This is a genomic window from Streptomyces sp. NPDC101166 (genome assembly GCF_044768125.1).
In the GTDB taxonomy this organism is placed as follows: domain Bacteria; phylum Actinomycetota; class Actinomycetes; order Streptomycetales; family Streptomycetaceae; genus Streptomyces.
Genome location: NZ_JBIWPF010000009.1, coordinates 147,944 through 166,513, shown reverse-complemented (window position 1 = coordinate 166,513; position 18,570 = coordinate 147,944). Strand labels below are relative to the sequence as shown.

The 18,570-nt window shown below is 71.3% G+C and carries 19 protein-coding genes; 9 read left to right on the top strand and 10 right to left on the bottom strand.

Annotation, left to right across the window (positions count from 1 at the left end):
- Positions 1-83: 83 nt before the first annotated feature.
- Positions 84-1,010: a metallophosphoesterase gene (locus ACIRS4_RS18100; RefSeq protein WP_404196478.1), complete on the bottom strand. Its 927-nt coding sequence runs from the start codon at positions 1,008-1,010 to the stop codon at positions 84-86.
- A gap of 142 nt (positions 1,011-1,152) precedes the next feature.
- On the opposite strand from ACIRS4_RS18100, the gene ACIRS4_RS18095 reads away from it, so the two are divergent.
- Positions 1,153-1,617 carry a GatB/YqeY domain-containing protein gene (locus ACIRS4_RS18095; protein WP_130438556.1) on the top strand — a complete coding sequence of 155 codons (465 nt, stop codon included), beginning with the start codon at positions 1,153-1,155 and terminating at the stop codon, positions 1,615-1,617.
- 490 nt (positions 1,618-2,107) lie between these two features.
- On the opposite strand, the gene ACIRS4_RS18090 is transcribed toward ACIRS4_RS18095, so the two are convergent.
- On the bottom strand, positions 2,108-4,408 hold the full coding sequence (locus tag ACIRS4_RS18090) for a transglycosylase domain-containing protein (RefSeq protein WP_404196475.1): 2,301 nt from the start codon (positions 4,406-4,408) through the stop codon (positions 2,108-2,110).
- A gap of 409 nt (positions 4,409-4,817) precedes the next feature.
- On the opposite strand from ACIRS4_RS18090, the gene wblA reads away from it, so the two are divergent.
- A complete protein-coding gene (gene wblA, locus ACIRS4_RS18085; RefSeq protein WP_207228732.1) occupies positions 4,818-5,156 on the top strand; it encodes a transcriptional regulator WblA in 339 nt (112 codons plus the stop codon).
- A 15-nt stretch (positions 5,157-5,171) separates the two neighbouring features.
- Here wblA and ACIRS4_RS18080 read toward each other — a convergent pair whose 3' ends face one another.
- Positions 5,172-6,581, bottom strand: coding sequence for an ArsA family ATPase (locus ACIRS4_RS18080; protein ID WP_404196472.1), 1,410 nt, complete (start codon positions 6,579-6,581; stop codon positions 5,172-5,174).
- Positions 6,578-7,555, bottom strand: coding sequence for an ArsA family ATPase (locus ACIRS4_RS18075; RefSeq protein WP_403808604.1), 978 nt, complete (start codon positions 7,553-7,555; stop codon positions 6,578-6,580). Before ACIRS4_RS18075 ends, ACIRS4_RS18080 begins: the two co-directional genes overlap by 4 nt.
- Positions 7,556-7,728: 173 nt before the next feature.
- Here ACIRS4_RS18075 and ACIRS4_RS18070 point away from each other — a divergent pair, with 173 nt between their 5' ends.
- The 4 genes from ACIRS4_RS18070 to ACIRS4_RS18055 all read left to right on the top strand — a co-directional run bounded on the left by ACIRS4_RS18070 (position 7,729) and on the right by ACIRS4_RS18055 (position 10,189).
- A complete protein-coding gene (locus ACIRS4_RS18070; protein ID WP_003967454.1) occupies positions 7,729-7,887 on the top strand; it encodes a DUF4177 domain-containing protein in 159 nt (52 codons plus the stop codon).
- A complete protein-coding gene (locus ACIRS4_RS18065; RefSeq protein ID WP_404196469.1) occupies positions 7,884-8,351 on the top strand; it encodes a RidA family protein in 468 nt (155 codons plus the stop codon). The genes ACIRS4_RS18070 and ACIRS4_RS18065 overlap by 4 nt, the downstream gene beginning before the upstream one ends.
- A 117-nt stretch (positions 8,352-8,468) precedes the next feature.
- Positions 8,469-9,362, top strand: coding sequence for an NUDIX hydrolase (locus ACIRS4_RS18060; protein ID WP_404196467.1), 894 nt, complete (start codon positions 8,469-8,471; stop codon positions 9,360-9,362).
- Positions 9,359-10,189 (top strand): MBL fold metallo-hydrolase, encoded by an 831-nt coding sequence (locus tag ACIRS4_RS18055; protein WP_404196465.1) that lies wholly within the window; start codon positions 9,359-9,361, stop codon positions 10,187-10,189. Before ACIRS4_RS18060 ends, ACIRS4_RS18055 begins: the two co-directional genes overlap by 4 nt.
- A 46-nt stretch (positions 10,190-10,235) precedes the next feature.
- Here the strand turns inward: ACIRS4_RS18055 and ACIRS4_RS18050 are convergent, their stop codons facing one another.
- Both ACIRS4_RS18050 and ACIRS4_RS18045 read right to left on the bottom strand, forming a co-directional pair.
- Positions 10,236-11,063: a nucleotidyltransferase gene (locus tag ACIRS4_RS18050; RefSeq protein WP_404196463.1), complete on the bottom strand. Its 828-nt coding sequence runs from the start codon at positions 11,061-11,063 to the stop codon at positions 10,236-10,238.
- 111 nt (positions 11,064-11,174) lie between these two features.
- On the bottom strand, positions 11,175-11,849 hold the full coding sequence (locus ACIRS4_RS18045; RefSeq protein ID WP_020129286.1) for a Crp/Fnr family transcriptional regulator: 675 nt from the start codon (positions 11,847-11,849) through the stop codon (positions 11,175-11,177).
- Between the two features lie 251 nt (positions 11,850-12,100).
- Between ACIRS4_RS18045 and nth the strand changes: the two genes are divergently transcribed.
- The 3 genes from nth to ACIRS4_RS18030 all read left to right on the top strand — a co-directional run bounded on the left by nth (position 12,101) and on the right by ACIRS4_RS18030 (position 15,107).
- Positions 12,101-12,985 (top strand): endonuclease III, encoded by an 885-nt coding sequence (gene nth / locus ACIRS4_RS18040; protein WP_404196461.1) that lies wholly within the window; start codon positions 12,101-12,103, stop codon positions 12,983-12,985.
- A 133-nt stretch (positions 12,986-13,118) separates the two neighbouring features.
- Positions 13,119-13,814, top strand: coding sequence for an NUDIX hydrolase (locus ACIRS4_RS18035; protein ID WP_404196458.1), 696 nt, complete (start codon positions 13,119-13,121; stop codon positions 13,812-13,814).
- 93 nt (positions 13,815-13,907) lie between these two features.
- On the top strand, positions 13,908-15,107 hold the full coding sequence (locus tag ACIRS4_RS18030; RefSeq protein ID WP_404196455.1) for a MarP family serine protease: 1,200 nt from the start codon (positions 13,908-13,910) through the stop codon (positions 15,105-15,107).
- An 83-nt stretch (positions 15,108-15,190) separates the two neighbouring features.
- Here ACIRS4_RS18030 and ACIRS4_RS18025 read toward each other — a convergent pair whose 3' ends face one another.
- The 4 genes from ACIRS4_RS18025 to nhaA all read right to left on the bottom strand — a co-directional run bounded on the left by ACIRS4_RS18025 (position 15,191) and on the right by nhaA (position 18,478).
- Positions 15,191-15,370, bottom strand: a complete 180-nt coding sequence (locus tag ACIRS4_RS18025) for a hypothetical protein (protein ID WP_404196452.1) — start codon at positions 15,368-15,370, stop codon at positions 15,191-15,193.
- 127 nt (positions 15,371-15,497) lie between these two features.
- Positions 15,498-16,448, bottom strand: a complete 951-nt coding sequence (locus tag ACIRS4_RS18020; RefSeq protein WP_404196450.1) for an alpha/beta fold hydrolase — start codon at positions 16,446-16,448, stop codon at positions 15,498-15,500.
- On the bottom strand, positions 16,445-16,933 hold the full coding sequence (locus ACIRS4_RS18015) for a phage holin family protein (RefSeq protein ID WP_404196447.1): 489 nt from the start codon (positions 16,931-16,933) through the stop codon (positions 16,445-16,447). Before ACIRS4_RS18015 ends, ACIRS4_RS18020 begins: the two co-directional genes overlap by 4 nt.
- 111 nt (positions 16,934-17,044) lie before the next feature.
- Complete coding sequence (gene nhaA, locus ACIRS4_RS18010; protein WP_404196444.1) at positions 17,045-18,478, bottom strand: Na+/H+ antiporter NhaA; 1,434 nt, start codon at positions 18,476-18,478, stop codon at positions 17,045-17,047.
- Positions 18,479-18,570 lie beyond the last annotated feature (92 nt).

The following is an 18,570-nucleotide window of genomic DNA, read 5'->3' as shown; positions in this document are numbered from 1 at the left end:
GTGCCGGAGGGGGCACGGACGGGGGTGGAGGGGGCCGCGTGGCAGGCCGAGGCGGGGCGCTCCGTGCCCCGTGGAGGGCTCCGCTACTCCCTCTCGGTCAGCGTCAGCAGGGTCGCCTCCGGTGGGCAGGCGAAACGTACCGGTGTGTAGCGGCTCGTGCCGCATCCGGCCGAGACGTGCAGGTACGAGGTGCGGCCCTCGGCCGTGTGCGTGGAGAGCCCCTTCACGCGGTCGGTGTCCAGGTCGCAGTTGGTGACGAGGGCGCCGTAGAAGGGGATGCACAGCTGGCCGCCGTGGGTGTGGCCGGCGAGGATCAGCGGGTAGTCGTCCGCCGTGAACGCGTCCAGCGTCCGCAGGTACGGGGCGTGCACCACCCCCATCGAGAAGTCCACGCCGCTCGACGGGCCGCCGGCCACCCGCGCGTACCGGTCTCGCTTGATGTGCGGGTCGTCCAGTCCCGTCAGCTCCACCGACGCGCCCTCGGTCTTCAGCGTGCCGCGCGTGTTCGTCAGGTTCAGCCAGCCCGCGCCGTCGAAAGCGTCGCGCAGGTCCTCCCACGGGTTGTGGACGACGTCGACCGCGGGCGGGTTGCCGTTCAGGCCGTGACGGCCCTGGGCCTTCTCCAGCAGGTACCGGGCGGGGTTGCGCAGCTTCGGGCCGTAGTAATCGTTGGAGCCGAAGACGTACGCGCCGGGGAACTCCATCAGCGGGCCGAGCGCGTCCAGGACCTCCGGGACGCCCTCCGGGTCGGACAGGTTGTCGCCCGTGTTGATCACGAAGTCGGGGCGCAGGCCGGCCAGCGAACGCAGCCAGCGCTGCTTCTTGCGCTGCCCGCTCACCATGTGGATGTCGGAGACCTGCAACACGCGCAAGGGGCGCATCCCGGAGGGCAGGACGGGGACCGTCACCCTCCGCAGGCGGAAGGAGCGGGTCTCGAAACCCGCCGCGTACACCAGACCGGCGGCGCCTGCCGCCGCGAGGGACAGTGGTACTCCGTATCGCGCGCGCATACGTCCATCGTGTCAGACGGAAGGCGTGGGTCCGACCTCGCGGCCCCCTGAGACGTCCCTCAGCCGCCCCCCAAGTGCCCCTGAGTCGCCGCCCCTTAAATGAACGGGCGCCGCGCCGTGCGCACCTGCGACAATCTCACCCATGACCACGCTCAAGTCGAAGCTGCAGGAAGACCTCAACGCCGCGATCAAGGAGCGCGACGAGCTCCGCTCCTCGACGCTCCGGCTGACGCTCGCCGCGATCACCAAGGAGGAGGTCGCGGGCAAGGAGAAGCGCGAGCTCTCCGACGACGAGGTGCAGAAGGTGATCACCCGCGAGGCGAAGAAGCGGCGGGAGGCCGCCGAGGCCTTCGCGCAGGGTGGTCGCGCCGAGTCGGCCGAGCGGGAGAAGGCGGAGGGCGAGGTCCTCGCCGAGTACCTGCCCAAGCAGCTCAGCGACGAGGAGCTGGACGGCATCGTCGCCCAGGCCGTCCAGGAGGCGAAGGCCGCCGGGGCCGAGGGGCCGCGGGCCATGGGCGCCGTCATGAAGATCGTGAACCCGAAGGTGGCCGGCCTGGCCGAGGGCGGCCGTGTCGCCGCCGCGGTGAAGAAGCTTCTCGCCGGCTGACGGGTCCGTAGGCCACCAGCGCGTCCCTGAGCTGCGCACCTGCCGTTCCCGGGAGCGGTCCCGGCCGCGTGCGTCAGCCGACCTCGTCGTCTGTGCGGGTGGCCGGCGGCGGTCTCGTTCGGTGGCCGCCCCGGCCGGGGCAGCGGTCTCGTTCGGCGGCCGTCCCGGCCGGGGACGTGCGCCGTCTTTACAGGCCTCGCCGCCTCCGCGCGGCCTACCCCCGCTCCGCGCGGCCTACCCCCGCTCCGGCGGTCCGCCCCGCTCCGGCGGGTCCGGCACCGCCCGCCTGTACGCGGATCCGGCACAACGCCGCCCATCACGCGGCGCCCGCGCCCGCCAGGCATCGCCCCATCGGCCCCGCCGAACACCGCCCCGCCCGAAGAACCGACGGCCCCCGCCTCCCGTAAGGGAAGCAGGGGCCGTCGGTCACGCGGGGAAAGGTCGGCGGCTCAGAAGCCGCCCGACCGTTCAGCCGCGCGCAGCGCTGTCCTCAGCGTCGTCCACCAGAGCCGTTGCGTCCGTTGTTCCCGCCGTTGCCCTGCCCCTGGAACAGGTTGTCCGGGAGGGTGATGCCGCCGTTGGCACCGCCGTTCGACGCCCCGCCGTTGAAGAGGCCTCCGATGAAGCCTTCGTTGCCGTTACCGCCGTTGTTCCCCTTGTTCCCGTCGTTGCCGCCGCCGTTGTCGTTCCCGTCGTCCTTCCGCTCGGGAGCGGGCTTCGGGAGGTCGACCATGTGGAACGGCGTGGCCTCCTTGCCCTCCAGCGCGCCGGTCATCGCGTCCCGCCAGATGGGGCCGGGGGTGTCTCCGCCGAAGACCTGGCTGTGGTAGCGGCCGCCGATGGTGATGCGGTTCATCTTGACCTTCTGGGTGGCGCTGCCGACCCAGACGGCGCCCGAGAGGTTCGGGGTGTAGCCGACGAACCAGGCGTTCTTGCGCTCGTCCGTCGTACCCGTCTTGCCGGCGTTGTCACGACCGGACAGACCGGCCTGACGGCCCGTGCCGGAGTCGGTCACACCGCTGAGCAGCGTGTTGATGCTGTCCGCGGTCTTCTCGCTCATCCCGCGCGAGCAGGTCGACTTCGGGACCTCGAGCGACTTCTTCTGGCCGCCCACGGTCTGGGTGATGGACTCGATGGCGATCGGCGTGCAGTACATGCCGCGCGCGGCGAAGGCGGCGTACGCGCTCGCCATCGTCAGCGGCGAGAGGCCGGTCGAACCGAGCGTCATCGACGACGGCACCTCGGGCACCTTGTCTCCGTTGCCCTGGACCACGCCGAGAGCGTTGGTCATCTTCACCACCGGGCACATGCCGATGTCGGCGAGCATCTGCACGAAGTAGGTGTTGACCGAGAGCTCCATCGCCTTCTTGAGCTCGTACGGGCCCACCTCGGACTCCGACTCGTTCTCCAGCTTGTACTTCGGCCTGCCGTCGTTGACCCACGGCCTGCCGCTGCACGTCTGGACCGTCTCCGGGTACGGCATCTCGAACGGCGCCGGGTAGGCCTGGTTGATGGGCCGGCCCTGTTCCAGCGCGGCCGCGGCCACGAACGGCTTGAACGTCGAACCCGTCGGGAAGCCGAAGTTCGAACCGCCCATCGCCTTGTTGACCGAGTAGTTGTACTCGGTCTCGTTCTTGCCGTAGCCGTACGGCTTCGACTGGCCCATGCCGAGGATCTTGCCGGTGCCGGGCTCGACCATGGTGGCGGCCGCTGCGACCTTGTCCGTCTTGTAGACGTGGTCCTTCAGCGACTCCTGGACGGACTTTTGTGTCTGCGGGTCGAGCGTCGTGCGGATGGTCAGGCCGCCCTGGTTCCAGACCTTGGAGCGCTCCTCCTTCGTCTTGCCGAAGACCGGGTCGCTGAGGAAGACCCGCTCCACGTACTTGCAGAAGAAGCTGGCGCCCTGGACGGCCGTGATGCAGCCGTTCTTCGGCTTGGTGACCTTCAGACCCAGCGGGGCCTTCTGGGCCTTGGCCGCGTCGGCCGCCGAGACGTCGCCTACCTCGGCCATGCGCTGGAGCACGGTGTTGCGGCGCTTGGTGGCCTCGGCCTCGTCGTTGACCGGGTCGTAGCGGCTCGGCGACTGGACGATGCCGGCCAGCAGGGCCGCCTCGGGGAGGGTCAGGTCCTTGGCGTGCTTGGAGAAGTACCGCTGGGAGGCGGCCTCGACGCCGTAGGCCTGCTGCCCGAAGAACGTGATGTTCAGGTAGTTCTCGAGGATCTTCTTCTTGCCGAGCTCCTCCTCTACCTGGATCGCGTACTTCAGCTCGCGGATCTTGCGGCCGATGGTCTGCTGGATGGCCTGCGCGACCTTCGTCGGGTCGTCGCCGGCCTCCTCGACGAAGACGTTCTTCACGTACTGCTGGGTGAGCGTGGACGCGCCCTGGGCCACCTCGCCGCTGCGCGCGTTCTTGTTGAGCGCGCGCAGGACGCCCTTGAGGTCCACCGCGCCGTGCTCGTAGAAGCGGGAGTCCTCGATGGCGACGATCGCCTTCTGCATGTACGGCGAGATGTTCGCCAGGTCGACGACCGTGCGGTCACGGGAGTAGACCGTGGCGATCGGCTTGCCCTGGGCGTCGAGGATCGACGTGCGCTGGCTCAGCGGCGGCGTCTTGAGATTGGCCGGGAGCTCGTCGAAGGACTCCACGGTCCCCTTGGCGGCCAGGCCCAGCGCGCCGAACGCCGGCAGCGCGATGCCGGCCAGCACGGCTCCCGAGAGCACACTGACACCGAGGAACTTGGCGGCCTGCTGCGTCGCCGTCAGGCCACCGCCCGAGCGCTTTTTTGGCATGGGGGCAGCCTACGTTCTCATTCGCCGGACACGCGTATAGGCGTTGGCCTAAGCTGCTCTCAACTGTCACAGCAGCAGGGCTACGTATCAATACGTCCGGCGACCCCGAATCGTTCCGGAAGTTCCCCGGTTTTTTTGATGGGGGCGTGTCCGAATTCGCCTTGTGTGTCATCAGGCGTCCGTTGTGACTCAATAGAACTGTCCCGTTTGCTTCGGGATAGTCCCGTATGTCGCAGGCTCACTCCCCCGGGTGATCTGCCGCTTACCCATAGTCCGTTCGGGCCATTCAAGATTGGGCCCGAAGGGGGTGTTGCGCTGTGCCCGCCTTCCGTAACGTCCTCAACTGGCGGCGGTGAATATGCCGCTGCCGCCGTGGGGGAGCCTCGATTCGGGAGAGGACGGCGCCGGTATGGGCTGGGTTACCGACTGGAGTGCGCAGGCCGCCTGCCGCACTACCGATCCGGATGAACTGTTCGTTCAGGGAGCAGCGCAGAACAGGGCCAAGGCGGTGTGCACCGGATGCCCGGTGCGGACCGAGTGCCTGGCCGACGCGCTCGACAACCGCGTCGAGTTCGGCGTGTGGGGAGGCATGACGGAGCGCGAGCGTCGCGCACTGCTGCGCCGGCGGCCGACGGTGACCTCCTGGCGCCGGCTCCTGGAGACGGCGCGCTCGGAGTACGAGCGCGGAGCGGGCATCGTGCCGCTCGACGACGACCAGGTGTACGCGCATTACGCGGCCGTGAGCTGAGGCCGACGCCCCTGCTCAGGCGTCGGGCAGCTCCGTCCGCCCGGCCGCGAGGCGGCCGCCGATGTCCCGCAGTCCCGCGAGGTCGTGGACGTCACCGGGCAGCGCGGCCACTTCGGCCACCGCCACCTCGGGGTGGCGCGCGATGAAGCGGTCCCGCGTGCGCTGCTCGCGGGAGAGCAGGTGCATACGGTCGGCGTGCAGTCTCAGCAGGCCCGCGGTGAGTTGATCGGCGCTCTGGTCCGTGCTGTGATCTGCGCCGGTGTGCGTCCCGCCCGGCTGGGCGCCTGGTGTGGGGGATGCTGCGGAAGCTTCTGAACTGCCGTGCGTGTCGGGAGAGTTACGAAGTCCAGCTTTCCCGCCGTCCTGATCGACAATGCGGGGCTCCTCAAGATTTTCGGCGGCGGCGAGCGCCCGCTCGGCGGACAGCTGGGCGGCGCCGCTGCCATGGACCCGGTTGAGCACCAGACCGGCCAACGGCATCTTCTCGGCGGCCAGTCGCTCCACGAAGTACGCGGCCTCCCGCAGCGCGTCCCGCTCGGGCGCCGCCACCACGAGGAACGCCGTCCCGGGCGCCTGGAGCAGCTTGTACGTCGCGTCCGCGCGCGTGCGGAAGCCGCCGAACGTGGTGTCCATCGCGGCCACGAACGTCTGGACGTCCTTGAGGAGCTGGCCGCCCAGCAGCTTGCCGAGCGTGCCGGTCATCATCGACATCCCGACGTTGAGGAACTTCATCCCCGCGCGCCCGCCCAGCTTCGCCGGCGCCGTCAGCAGCCGGATCAGCCGGCCGTCCAGGAACGACCCGAGCCGCTTGGGAGCGTCGAGGAAGTCCAGGGCCGAGCGGGACGGCGGGGTGTCGACGACGATCAGGTCCCACTCGTCCTTCGCCCGCAGCTGCCCCAGCTTCTCCATCGCCATGTACTCCTGCGTGCCCGCGAAGCCTGCCGAGAGCGACTGGTAGAAGGGGTTGCCCAGGATGGAGGCCGCCCGCTCGGGGTCGGCGTGCGCCTCGACGACCTCGTCGAAGGTGCGCTTCATGTCGAGCATCATCGCGTGCAGCTCGCCGTCCCCCTCGACGCCCTTGACGCGGCGCGGGGTGTTGTCGAGCGAGTCGATGCCCATGGACTGCGCGAGCCGGCGCGCCGGGTCGATGGTGAGGACGACCACCTTGCGGCCCCGCTCGGCCGCCCTGAGGCCCAGCGCCGCCGCCGTCGTGGTCTTGCCGACCCCGCCCGACCCGCAGCACACCACGATGCGGGCCTTCGGGTCGTCGAGCAGGGGGTCGACGTCCAGTACGCGTGCGTAGGCGAGCCGACGGCCGCCGCCCTCCGACGCCCGCGCCGAACCGCCTTCCCGCGCCGGTGTCAGGGCCGAGCCCTCCTCCTGAGCCGCGCCGCCCTCCTGCGCCTGCGCCTGGTCCGGACTCATGACATCCCCTGCTTCCGCAGTTCCGTGGCGAGTTCGTACAGGCCCGCGAGGTCCATCCCCTCGGCGAGCAGCGGCAGTTCGTGCAGCGGCAGGCCCAGCTCGCCGAGGACGGCCCGCTGCTCCTGCTCCAGCGCGTACCGCTCGGCGTACTCCTCGGCCTGCTCCAGCAGCGGGTCCACCAACCGCTCGGCATGGCCGCCGCGCCGCGCCCCGCCGAGCCCCGCGGCCGACAACGACCGTGCGACAGAGGAACGACCCACCGTCCGTACGAGTTCCAGCCCGTGCGCGTCCAGCACCTGCGGGCGGACCATGTTGACGACGACCCGCCCCACCGGGAGCTTCGCGGCGCGCAGTTCGGCGATGCCGTCGGCGGTCTCCTGGACGGGCATCTCCTCCAGCAGCGTCACCAGATGCACCTCCGTCTCGGAGGACTTCAGCACCCGCATCACGGCTTGCGCCTGATTGTGTATAGGTCCGATCTTGGCGAGGCCGGCGACCTCGTCGTTGACGTTCAGGAAGCGGGTGATGCGGCCGGTCGGCGGGGCGTCCATCACGACGTGGTCGTAGACGAACCGGCCGCCGCGGTCCTTCCTGCGCACCGCCTCGCACGCCTTGCCGGTGAGGAGTACGTCCCTCAGACCGGGCGCGATGGTGGTGGCGAAGTCGATCGCGCCGAGTTTCTTCAGCGCCCGCCCCGCGCTCCCGAGCTTGTAGAACATCTGGAGATAGTCCAGAAGGGCCAGTTCGGGGTCGATGGCGAGCGCGTACACCTCACCCCCGCCCGGCGCGACGGCGATCTTCCGTTCCTCATAGGGCAACGCCTCCGTCTCGAAGAGCTGGGCGATGCCCTGCCGACCCTCCACCTCGACGAGAAGCGTCCGCTTCCCCTCCGTGGCGAGGGCCAGCGCTAGGGCGGCGGCGACCGTCGTCTTTCCGGTCCCGCCCTTACCGCTGACGACCTGGAGCCTGCTCACGTCTTCGAGCGTAACCAGTCGGCGGCCGAGCCAACCGGGAGGCTGTGGACAACGGTGCTCCAATCGGCCACATGGCCCGGGACGCGACGCCCCGCAGGACCCGCCGCCAGGCCCCGCCGTGCACAGCGGGCACCTGCGGCGGACCGCGCCCCGGCAGCGGATACAGTCGCCCCATGACCAAGTGGGAATACGCAACCGTGCCGCTGCTCGTCCACGCCACGAAGCAGATTCTGGACACCTGGGGCGAGGACGGCTGGGAGCTCGTCCAGGTCGTCCCCGGGCCGAACAACCCGGAGCAGCTCGTCGCCTACCTGAAGCGGGAGAAGGCGTGAGCGCGGTCGAGGCGAGGCTCGCCGAACTGGGTCTGACGCTGCCGGAGGTCGTGCCGCCCCTCGCGGCCTACCAGCCCGCCGTGCAGTCCGGGCCGTACGTGTACACGGCCGGCCAGCTGCCCATGGTGGACGGCAAGCTGCCGGTCACCGGCAAGGTCGGCGCGGAGGTCACCGCCGAGGAGGCCAAGCAGCTGGCCCGCGTCTGCGCCCTGAACGCCCTGGCCGCCGTCAAGTCGGTCGCGGGCGACCTGGACCGTGTCGCGCGCGTGGTGAAGGTCGTCGGCTTCGTCGCCTCCGCCTCGGACTTCACCGGCCAGCCGGGTGTCCTGAACGGCGCCAGCGAACTGCTCGGCGAGGTCCTCGGCGACAAGGGCGTGCACGCGCGCAGCGCGGTGGGCGTCGCGGTGCTGCCGCTGGACGCGCCGGTCGAGGTGGAGATCCAGGTGGAGCTCACCGCTCCGTGAGCGCGGGGACCGTGCGCTTCGGGGCGCCTCGGCGGGCGCTGGGCTCCGGCGCCTCGGGGGCTCGCTGACCTCGGGCACCTCTCGAACATTCGCTCCCCACGGGATAGCCTCGCGGCCATGGCGAGTGGGCACGCGCGTGGGCAGGCGAACGGTCAGTGGTTTCCCCCGGAGTGGCCGGAACGCATCCGTGCGCTCGCGGACGGCGTCCTCACGCCCGTCGCCCCCAAGCGCGCGGCCACGGTCATGCTCCTCAAGGACACCGACCGAGGTCCCTACGTGCACATGCTGCGCAGACGCGCCTCCATGGCCTTCGCCGGAGGCGCGTACGCGTATCCGGGCGGCGGCGTCGACCCCCGCGACGACGACCGGCAGGTGCGTTGGGCGGGCCCCACGCGCGCGTGGTGGGCCGAGCGGCTCGGGGTCGACGTGACGACCGCCCAGGCGATCGTCTGCGCGGCCGTGCGCGAGACGTACGAGGAGGCGGGCGTCCTGCTCGCCGGGCCGGCCCCCGACGCGGTCGTCGGTGACACCACCGGGGACGACTGGGAAGCCGACCGCGCGGCCCTCGTGGCCCGTGAGACGTCCTTCGCGGAGTTCCTCGACCGGCGGGGCCTCGTCCTGCGCTCCGACCTCCTGGGCGCCTGGACGCGCTGGATCACGCCGGAGTTCGAGGCACGCCGCTACGACACCTGGTTCTTCGTCGCGGCGCTCCCCGAGGGGCAGCGCACCCGCAACGCCTCCACGGAGGCCGACCGCACGGTGTGGATCCGCCCCGAGGACGCGGCGGCCTCCTACGACCGGGGCGAGCTGCTGATGATGCCGCCCACCATCGCGACCCTGCGCCAGCTGACCGGGTGCGTCACGGCCGCCGAGGCGCTCGCCGCGGCTCCCGGCCGCGACCTGACCCCCGTGCTGGCGCAGGCCCGGCTGGAGGACGGCGCGGTCGTCCTGTCCTGGCCCGGACACGACGAGTTCACCAAGCACATCCCCACAGGTGGAGCCACCGCATGACGGACGCAGCAGCCCTTCCCGGCCAGCCCCGGGGCGGTGTCCTGAGCGGCTCCGCCACCGCGCGCGCGGTCAACGTCCTCGCGCCCAACCCCTCCGCGATGACCCTGGACGGCACCAACACCTGGATCGTCTCCGAGCCGGACTCGGACCTGGCCGTCGTCATCGACCCCGGCCCGCTGGACGACGGCCATCTGCGCACGGTCGTCGACACCGCCGAGAAGGCCGGCAAGCGTGTTGCGCTCACCCTGCTCACGCACGGCCACCCCGACCACGCCGAGGGCGCCGCCCGCTTCGCGGGGCTGACCGGCACCAAGGTGCGCGCCCTGGACCCCGCACTGCGGCTCGGCGACGAGGGCCTGGCCGCCGGCGACGTGATCACCGTCGGCGGACTGGAGCTGCGGGTCGTCCCGACGCCCGGGCACACCGCCGACTCGCTGTGCTTCCACCTCCCGGCCGACCGGGCCGTCCTGACCGGGGACACGATCCTCGGCCGCGGCACGACCGTCGTGGCGCATCCCGAGGGCCGCCTCGGCGACTATCTGGACTCCCTGCGCCGTCTGAGGTCCCTCACCGTCGACGACGGCGTCCACACGGTCCTCCCGGGCCACGGGCCCGTCCTGGAGGACGCCCAGGGCGCCGTCGAGTTCTACCTCGCCCACCGGGCGCACCGCCTCGCCCAGGTCGAGACGGCCGTGGAGGACGGCCACCGCGCCGCCGCCGACGTCGTCGCGCGCGTGTACGCCGACGTGGACCGCTCACTGTGGCCGGCGGCCGAGCTGTCGGTCCGGGCGCAGCTGGAGTACCTGACGGAGCACGGGCTGATCTGAGCCCCGTCGTCCGGCCGGAGGCCGGTCGGGACTTTCGGAACACGCCCTAAGCCACGTCGCCGGGTCTGGGGGCCTTCACGCCGTGTACGCGCGTGTACTCCGCCGCGAGCCAGGGCCCGAGGTCGCCGGTGCAGCGGCTCAGGACGTCCGGGTCGCCCGTTGGGTCGTAGCCGAGGGCGGCGGCCGTCCGCAGCTGCTCCGCGCGCGCGGGGTAGTAGCCGGCGAACGCTTCGGCCATCTCGTGCAGATCGCTGGTCCAGCCGTTCCAGCGGGGCATGACCAGGGTGAACGCGGTGCGCACCAGATGCCGGGACATGAAGCGCACGAGCGGGCGCCGGGCCTCCTCGGAGTCGGCCGCCCCGGCGATCCGCGCGCGCCAGCGGGGGAGCAGCAGTGCCAGGTCGCCGTTGGTCTCCCGGGCGAGGAGGGAGTCGGGCCGGTAGCGGGGCATGCGGGCCCCGAGGTCCTCCCCGAGCAGGGGAGTGCACAGGCAGGCCACGAACCAGCCCATGTCGTGCCGCTCCAGGTCGCTGAGCAGCCGTGCCCGGCCGTACAGGAGCGTGCCGACGCCGTCGATCTGCGGGAACTCCGCGTCGAGCGCGTCGCCCAGAGCGCTGGACGCGGCCCGGTCGGCGTCGCCCGGCTCCTCGTGCAGGGCGATCAGCAGATCGAGGTCGCTGCGCCCCACGCGCGCGGTGCCGCGCGGGATCGACCCGTAGAGGTACGCGCTGTGCAGCCGCGCCCCGAAGACGCCCGGCAGGCGGTCGCGTGCCGCTGCCACGACGGGACGGAACGCGTCGGGCACGCGCGCGAGGGACCCTTCGCGCGCGATGTACCCCTGCGGGTCGAGACCGCGGTGAACCGGTGCCGTCATGGGGCCACTGTGCACGCGCGCGGGCCGGACGGGCGCGGCATTTTCGTACGCCGGGGGCTCACCTGCGAGGGCGCGGCGTCTTCGTACGCCGCCGGCCTCACCCGGCGGTGATCACCGGGAGCGCTTGGCGAGCCGCTCCACGTCCAGCAGGATGACCGCGCGCGCTTCCAGGCGCAGCCAGCCGCGCTGGGCGAAGTCCGCCAGCGCCTTGTTGACGGTCTCGCGGGACGCGCCGACCAGCTGGGCCAGCTCCTCCTGCGTGAGGTCGTGGACGACGTGGATGCCCTCCTCCGACTGCACGCCGAAGCGGCGGGAGAGGTCCAGCAGAGCACGGGCCACACGGCCGGGGACGTCCGAGAAGACCAGGTCGGACATGGCGTCGTTGGTCTTGCGCAGGCGCCGGGCGACGGCGCGCAGGAGCGCGGTGGCCACCTCGGGGCGGGCGTTCAGCCAGGGCTGGAGGTCGCCGTGGCCCAGGCCCAGCAGCTTGACCTCGGTGAGCGCGGTGGCGGTCGCCGTCCGCGGCCCGGGGTCGAACAGCGACAGCTCGCCGATCAACTCGCTGGGGCCCACCACCGCGAGCATGTTCTCGCGTCCGTCCGGAGACGTGCGGTGGAGCTTGACCTTGCCCTCGGTGACGACGTAGAGCCGGTCGCCGGGGTCTCCCTCGTGGAACAGGGAGTCGCCACGGGCGAGCGTCACCTCGCTCATGGAGGCGCGGAGCTCGGCGGCCTGCTCGTCGTCGAGAGCCGCGAAGAGCGGGTTACGCCGGAGGACGTCGTCCACGAGTTCTCTCCTTGTCGACCTGCTCAGGGGATCTTGCTCCCCCGTGTGCCAGGGGACCGTGTTCCCCAGTTTGCCGGACGGTCCAAACAGTGTGATCTGTCACAAGGATGCCGCACACATGTGCTGGGGTAAGCGGCAGGGGTCCAATTGGGGGCCGATCTTCAGGGTCCGGGGCGGATGTCGGTGCCGGGCTTTAGGCTGGCCGGGTGTCCAAATCGCCGGTGAGAGCACAGGGCAAGGGAGCTGGACGGGTGGTTGTACGTCGCGATTCCGCCGTGGGCGAACAGGCCTCCGGCGGAGGTGAGAAGGCCGCGAAGGCGACGAAGAAGGTGCCTGTGAAGAAGACCGCCGCCGGCAGGAAACCCGAGTCCCGGACCGCTCTCGTCCGCAGAGCCCGCCGTATCAACCGCGAGCTGGCCGAGGTCTACCCCTACGCCCATCCCGAACTGGACTTCCGGAACCCATTCCAGTTGCTGGTCGCCACGGTCCTGTCCGCCCAGACCACCGATCTGCGCGTGAATCAGACGACGCCCGGCCTGTTCGCGAAGTACCCCACCCCCGAGGACCTGGCCGCGGCCGATCCCGAGGCGGTCGAGGAGATCCTCCGTCCGTGCGGCTTCTTCCGCGCCAAGACCAGGTCGGTCATAGGGCTCTCCAAGGCCCTGGTGGAGGAGTTCGACGGGGAGGTCCCGGGCCGCCTGGAGGACCTGGTCAAGCTGCCCGGCGTCGGCCGTAAGACCGCCTTCGTGGTGCTCGGCAACGCGTTCGGCCGCCCCGGGATCACCGTCGACACGCACTTCCAGCGGCTGGTGCGGCGCTGGCAGTGGACCGAGGAGAGCGAGCCGGACAAGATCGAGGCCGCCGTCGGCGCGCTCTTCCCCAAGAGCGAGTGGACGATGCTCTCGCATCACGTGATCTTCCATGGCCGCCGTATCTGTCACGCCCGCAAGCCCGCCTGCGGCGCCTGCCCCATCGCTCCGCTGTGCCCGGCGTACGGCGAGGGCGAGACGGACCCGGAGAAGGCCAGGAAGCTGCTGAAGTACGAGAAGGGCGGCTTTCCCGGCCAGCGCCTCGATCCGCCGCAGTCCTACCTGGACGCGGGCGGCAAGCCGGCTCCGCCGCTGGGGGCCGGGTGAGGGCGGGGCCGGAGGCGCCGGGAGCGGCCCCCGAAGTCACCGGCGCCACCGGCGTTGCGAGCCCCGCCCGCCCCCTGGAACGATTCACGGCCGCTCGGGCGTTGGACTCGGCAGAACGGGGGGTGGTGCGCCGATGGCACACGCGAGCGACACACAGGGCGGCCGCGTGACGCTCAGCACGGCTGGGCTGCCCGGCTGGCTGGACCCGGTCGTGCACGCGGCGGAGACGGTCGAGCCGCTCCAGCTGAGCCGCTTCCTGCCGCCGGAGGACGGGGCGGGACGCCAGTCGGCCGTCCTGGTCCTCTTCGGGGAGGGGAAGCGGGGGCCCGAGCTGCTGCTCATGGAGCGCGCCACCTCCCTGCGCTCACATGCGGGGCAGCCCTCGTTCCCGGGCGGCGCCCTGGATCCGGAGGACGGCGATCCACACGGCGACGGTCCGCTCAGAGCCGCTCTGCGCGAGGCCGAGGAGGAGACCGGGCTCGACCCGTCGGGCGTCCAGCTCTTCGGTGTGCTGCCCAAGCTGTACATCCCGGTCAGCGGCTTCGTCGTCACGCCCGTCCTCGGCTGGTGGCGCGAGCCCAGCCCGGTCGGCGTGGTCGACCCCAACGAGACCGCCCGCGTCTTCACGGTCCCCGTGGCTGATCTCACGGACCCCGCGCACCGCGCCACCACCCACCACCCCAGCGGCCACCGGGGCCCGGCGTTCCTCGTCGAATCAGCCCTGGTGTGGGGCTTCACCGCCGGCCTCATCGACCGTCTCCTGCACTACGCGGGCTGGGAGCGGCCCTGGGACCGGGAGAAGCTGGTCCCGCTCGACTGGCGGTCGTGACAGGGTGTCCCGTGCTGTGTCCACCCGAGGAGCCGGCCCCCGGAGCCCGGCCGGCCCGCCGCGGCCGGGAAGAAAGAGGCGAGGCCTGAAACGGTGAACGTGCTCGACATCCTGCTGCTGATCGCGGCCGTCTGGTTCGCGGTCGTCGGCTATCGCCAAGGCTTCGTCGTCGGCATCCTGTCGGTGATCGGCTTCCTGGGAGGCGGCCTCGTCGCCGTCTACCTGTTGCCCGTCATCTGGGACGCCCTGACCGAGAACTCCGAGGTGAGCACCGCGGCCGCCGTCGTCGCCGTCATCGTGGTGATCGTCTGTGCCTCCGTCGGCCAGGCCGTGACCACGCACCTCGGCAGCAAGCTGCGCCGGTACATCACCTGGTCACCGGCCCGCGCGCTGGACGCGACCGGCGGCGCGCTCGTTAACGTCGTCGCGATGCTCCTGGTGGCGTGGCTGATCGGGTCCGCCCTGGCCGGGACGACCCTGCCCACACTGGGCAAGGAGGTCCGCAGCTCCACGGTGCTGCAAGGGGTGTCCGAGGCGCTGCCCGACCAGGCCGACACCTGGTTCGCGGACTTCTCCTCGGTCCTCGCGCAGAACGGCTTCCCGCAGGTCTTCAGCCCGTTCGCCAACGAGCCGATCACCGACGTCCGGCCGCCCGACCCGGCCCTCGCGGGCAGCGCGGTGGCCAAGCGCGCGCAGCGCTCCATCGTCAAGGTGATGGGCACGGCGGAGAGTTGCGGCAAGGTTCTGGAGGGCACCGGCTTCGTCTTCGGCGAGCGCCGGGTGATGACCAACGCGCACGTGGTGGGCGGCGTCGACGAGCCCACCGTCCAGATAGGCGGTGTGGGCCGCAAGTACGACGCGAAGATCGTGCTGTACGACTGGAAGCGCGACATCGCCGTCCTCGATGTGCCCGACCTCGACGCGCCCGTCCTGGACTTCGCCACCGAGGACGCGGCGACCGGTGACGGGGCGATCGTCGCCGGGTTCCCCGAGAACGGCGCGTACGACGTGCGCGCCGCGCGCGTACGCGGGCGCATCACGCCCAACGGGCCGGACATCTATCACCGCGGCACGGTCCGCCGTGAGGTGTACTCGCTGTACGCGACGGTCCGCCAGGGCAACTCCGGCGGCCCGCTGCTGACCCCCGAGGGCGAGGTGTACGGCGTGGTCTTCGCGAAGTCCCTCGACGACGCCCGCACCGGTTACGCGCTCACCGCGGACGAGATCCGGCAGGACATCGCCCAGGGGCGCACCGCCAGCCAGGAAGTGGACAGCGACAACTGCGCGCTGTGACGCGGACGTGACGGCGCGACCCGAGGGTGTCCAGGACCTGAGGTGAAGCGCCTCAGCGGCCGAGCGCCAAAGGGCGCGCGTCGTCAGCCGCGAGGATGACGCAGGCGTACCGAGACCCAGCGGGCCCGGCGGCGCAGGATGCGCGGAATGCCCACCCGGAGGTCGCTGCCCTCTTGCGGGGTGGCACCTCGGCGGTGGGAGCTCAGGCCGGAGGCCGAGCGGCGGGTGCGTGCTGCATCACTGTAGTCGTGCGTCCAGCCCATACCGGGACCTGTGCCCCTGCCCCAAGGTCGATAACCGCCTGAGGGACCGCCAATTGGCCTATGCGGGCGGCAATTGGCCGTTCGCAGTACAGGTGTTCCGTACCGGATACCGGGCGCGATCGCTCCGTCACCGATCTGGTTCCGGGTCTTTCAGCCAATTGACCAGTTCTGTAGAGAAACCGACCGGATCCTCTTCGTGCGGGAAGTGTCCCAGTCCGTCGAACAGCCGCCAGCGGTACGGAGCTTCGACGTACTCCCCGGAGCCGGCCGCACTGCGCGTACGCATCACCGGATCGAGGGAGCCGTGCAGATGCAGGGTCGGCACCCGTACCGGCCGCTTCATCCGCCGGTAGAACTGGATGCCGTCGGGTCTGGCCATCGACCTCACCAGCCACCGGTACGGCTCGACCGAGCAGTGGGCGGTGGACGGGATGCACATCGCGCGCCGGTACGTCTCGAGCGCCTCGTCCTCCGGCAGCCGCGGCCCCGACCACTCCCGGATCAGCCGGCCCACCAGCTCCCCGTCGTCGGCCGTGAGCTGCCGCTCCGGGATCCAGGGCCGCTGGAACCCCCAGACGTGCGAGCTCGCGGAGGACTGCCGCACGTCGGCGAGCATCGCCGAGCGCCAGCGCCGGGGGTGCGGCATGGAGGCCACGGCGAGCCGCCTGACCAGCTTGGGGCGCATCACGGCCGCCGTCCAGGCCAGGTAGCCGCCGAGATCGTGGCCGACCAGCGCGGCGTCCGGCTCACCGAGCGAGCGGATCACACCGGTGATGTCGAGGGCGAGGTTGGCCGGGTCGTAACCGCGGGGCGTGCGGTCGCTGCCGCCGACGCCCCGCAGGTCCATCGCGACGGCCCGGAAGCCCGCGTCGGCCAGCGCGGTCAGCTGGTGCCGCCACGTCCACCAGAACTGGGGGAAGCCGTGCACCAGCATGACCAGCGGCCCGTCGCCCAGTTCGGCGATGTGGAAGCGGGCGCCGTTCGCGGCGACCTCGCGATGGGTCACCGCCCTGCCGAGCACGGTGTCCGGTCGTACGACCGAGGAAGGCTGCGCCGAAGGAGTGGCGGGGTCCGTCATGACGACGAGCGTGCCACAGCCTCGATGGCCTCCGGAGCACGGCCTTGTGTCACCTCCGGCCGCGGGTGCGGCTTGGCCTTCTGCAGCACGACCGCCGTCTCCTTCATCGACGCGGCCACCTTCTGCGGGCCCTTGCTCTTCTTGGCCTTCTTCGCGAAGACCACGCCGATCAGCGCGAGCACCACGGCGACCAGCACGTTCGCCGCGAAGGACAGCAGGAAGCAGATCGCGAGGTTCCAGTCGCTCCAGGTGCGGATGGCGTAGGCCAGCGCGAAGTTCAGCATCGGCAGCGAGAACAGCAGGACCGCGCCGGCCAGCGAGAACGCGCCGCCGCTCGTCGCGCCGCGCTTGACGTCCTGCTTGAGCTGCGCCTTCGCCAGCGCGATCTCGTCGTGCACCAGCGCGGACATCTCGGTCGTCGCCGAGGCGAACAGCTGGCCGATGCTGCGTTCGGCGCCGACCGGGCTGCCGTCGGGTGCGCTCATCGCGGTCTCCCTCGTCTTGTACGGTTCCGTCGTCCTGAGCATGACCGGCTTCCGCCTGACCGGCTTCTGCCCGACTGCGTACGGTCCCGTCTTTTGTACCGTCCCGTCAGATCATGCCGGACGGTCGCCCTCCTCGCCTGCCCCACCCGGCACTTCCGCAAGCCCGTGGCGCGCGGCGGCCTTCTCCTCGGCGATCCGGCGGTGCTCGGCGGCCTTGGCCTCGTGGATGGCGGCCATGCGCAGGTGGTAAGCCGGGTCGTCCTCCTCGTAGACGTCGGGGATGCCGTCGAGGTCCTCGTCGCGCTCCTCGGCCTCCCACAGCCTGCGGTACTTGGCGTTGCGCAGTTTCAGCAGGACGGTCGCCAGGGTCGCCGCGATCACCGAGCCCGTCAGGACGGCCGCCTTGACCTCGTCCGTGAGGGCCGCGTCGCCCACGAAGGCCAGCTCGCCGATGAGCAGCGAGACGGTGAAGCCGATGCCGGCGAGTGAGGCGACGGCGAAGACGTCCGCCCAGGCGAGGTCCTCGCTCAGCGAGGCGCGGGTGAAGCGGGCCGTCAGCCAGGTTCCGCCGAAGACGCCGATCGTCTTGCCGACGACGAGCCCGAGGACGACGCCCAGCGTCTCCGGATGGCCGAACACCGCCGCCAGCGCCCCGCCCGACACCGCCACCCCGGCGCTGAACAGGGCGAACATCGGGACGGCGAGGCCCGCGGACAGGGGGCGCACGAGATGTTCGACGCGCTCGCCGGGTGAGTGCTCCTCGCCCTCACGGGTGGTGCAGCGCAGCATGAGCCCCATGGCGACGCCGGCGATGGTGGCGTGGACGCCGCTGTTGTACATCAGCGCCCAGATCACGACTCCCAGCGGCACGTACACGTACCAGCCGCGGACGCCGGCGCGCAGCAGGAGGTGGAAGACCACGAGGCCGGCGGCCGCGCCGCCGAGCGCGGCGAGGTCGATGGTGTTCGTGAAGAACACGGCGATGATCAGGATCGCGAACAGGTCGTCGACGATGGCGAGGGTGAGGAGGAAGGCCCGCAGCGCGCTCGGCAGGGAGGTGCCGATGACGGCGAGCACGGCGAGCGCGAAGGCGATGTCGGTGGCGGTCGGCACGGCCCAGCCGCCCGTGGAGCCGCCGCCGGTGACACTGGTGAGGGTGTAGACGAGCGCCGGGACGGCCATACCGCACAGGGCCGCGACGACGGGCAGCGCGGCGGCCCGGGGGTCCCTGAGATCCCCGGCGACGAGTTCCCGCTTGAGCTCGATCCCGGCGACGAAGAAGAAGACCGCGAGGAGTCCGTCGGCAGCCCAGTGGGCGACCGAGAGGTCCAGGCCGAGCGCCTTCGGGCCGAGGTGGAAGTCGCTGACGCTCTGGTAGCTGTCGCGCAGGGCGGGGACGTTCGCCCAGACCAGGGCCGCGACGGTGGCGAGAAGCAGGAGGACTCCGCCGACGGTCTCGGTGCGCAGCGCGTCCGCGACGTAGGTCCGCTCGGGCAGCGACAGGCGCCCGAGGAACTTGCGGGGGGTGGTGCGGGGCGCGGTCACGGGGGGACCTCCGGTCGGTGGGCAGGACGAAACGCTTGCCGACCAGACTTCCCGGCGCACCTGGTTCCTCAGTTTAGCCAAGGTGCGCGGGG

What these genes read in the sequence shown, in the direction of transcription:
- ACIRS4_RS18100 (WP_404196478.1), bottom strand. Translation starts at nt 1,010, where the DNA reads ATGCGCGCGCGATACGGAGTACCACTGTCCCTCGCGGCGGCAGGCGCC.
- ACIRS4_RS18095 (WP_130438556.1), top strand. Translation starts at nt 1,153, where the DNA reads ATGACCACGCTCAAGTCGAAGCTGCAGGAAGACCTCAACGCCGCGATC.
- ACIRS4_RS18090 (WP_404196475.1), bottom strand. Translation starts at nt 4,408, where the DNA reads ATGCCAAAAAAGCGCTCGGGCGGTGGCCTGACGGCGACGCAGCAGGCC.
- wblA (WP_207228732.1), top strand. Translation starts at nt 4,818, where the DNA reads ATGGGCTGGGTTACCGACTGGAGTGCGCAGGCCGCCTGCCGCACTACC.
- ACIRS4_RS18080 (WP_404196472.1), bottom strand. Translation starts at nt 6,581, where the DNA reads ATGAGTCCGGACCAGGCGCAGGCGCAGGAGGGCGGCGCGGCTCAGGAG.
- ACIRS4_RS18070 (WP_003967454.1), top strand. Translation starts at nt 7,729, where the DNA reads ATGACCAAGTGGGAATACGCAACCGTGCCGCTGCTCGTCCACGCCACG.
- ACIRS4_RS18060 (WP_404196467.1), top strand. Translation starts at nt 8,469, where the DNA reads ATGGCGAGTGGGCACGCGCGTGGGCAGGCGAACGGTCAGTGGTTTCCC.
- ACIRS4_RS18055 (WP_404196465.1), top strand. Translation starts at nt 9,359, where the DNA reads ATGACGGACGCAGCAGCCCTTCCCGGCCAGCCCCGGGGCGGTGTCCTG.
- ACIRS4_RS18050 (WP_404196463.1), bottom strand. Translation starts at nt 11,063, where the DNA reads ATGACGGCACCGGTTCACCGCGGTCTCGACCCGCAGGGGTACATCGCG.
- ACIRS4_RS18035 (WP_404196458.1), top strand. Translation starts at nt 13,119, where the DNA reads ATGGCACACGCGAGCGACACACAGGGCGGCCGCGTGACGCTCAGCACG.
- ACIRS4_RS18025 (WP_404196452.1), bottom strand. Translation starts at nt 15,370, where the DNA reads ATGGGCTGGACGCACGACTACAGTGATGCAGCACGCACCCGCCGCTCG.
- ACIRS4_RS18020 (WP_404196450.1), bottom strand. Translation starts at nt 16,448, where the DNA reads ATGACGGACCCCGCCACTCCTTCGGCGCAGCCTTCCTCGGTCGTACGA.
- ACIRS4_RS18015 (WP_404196447.1), bottom strand. Translation starts at nt 16,933, where the DNA reads ATGAGCGCACCCGACGGCAGCCCGGTCGGCGCCGAACGCAGCATCGGC.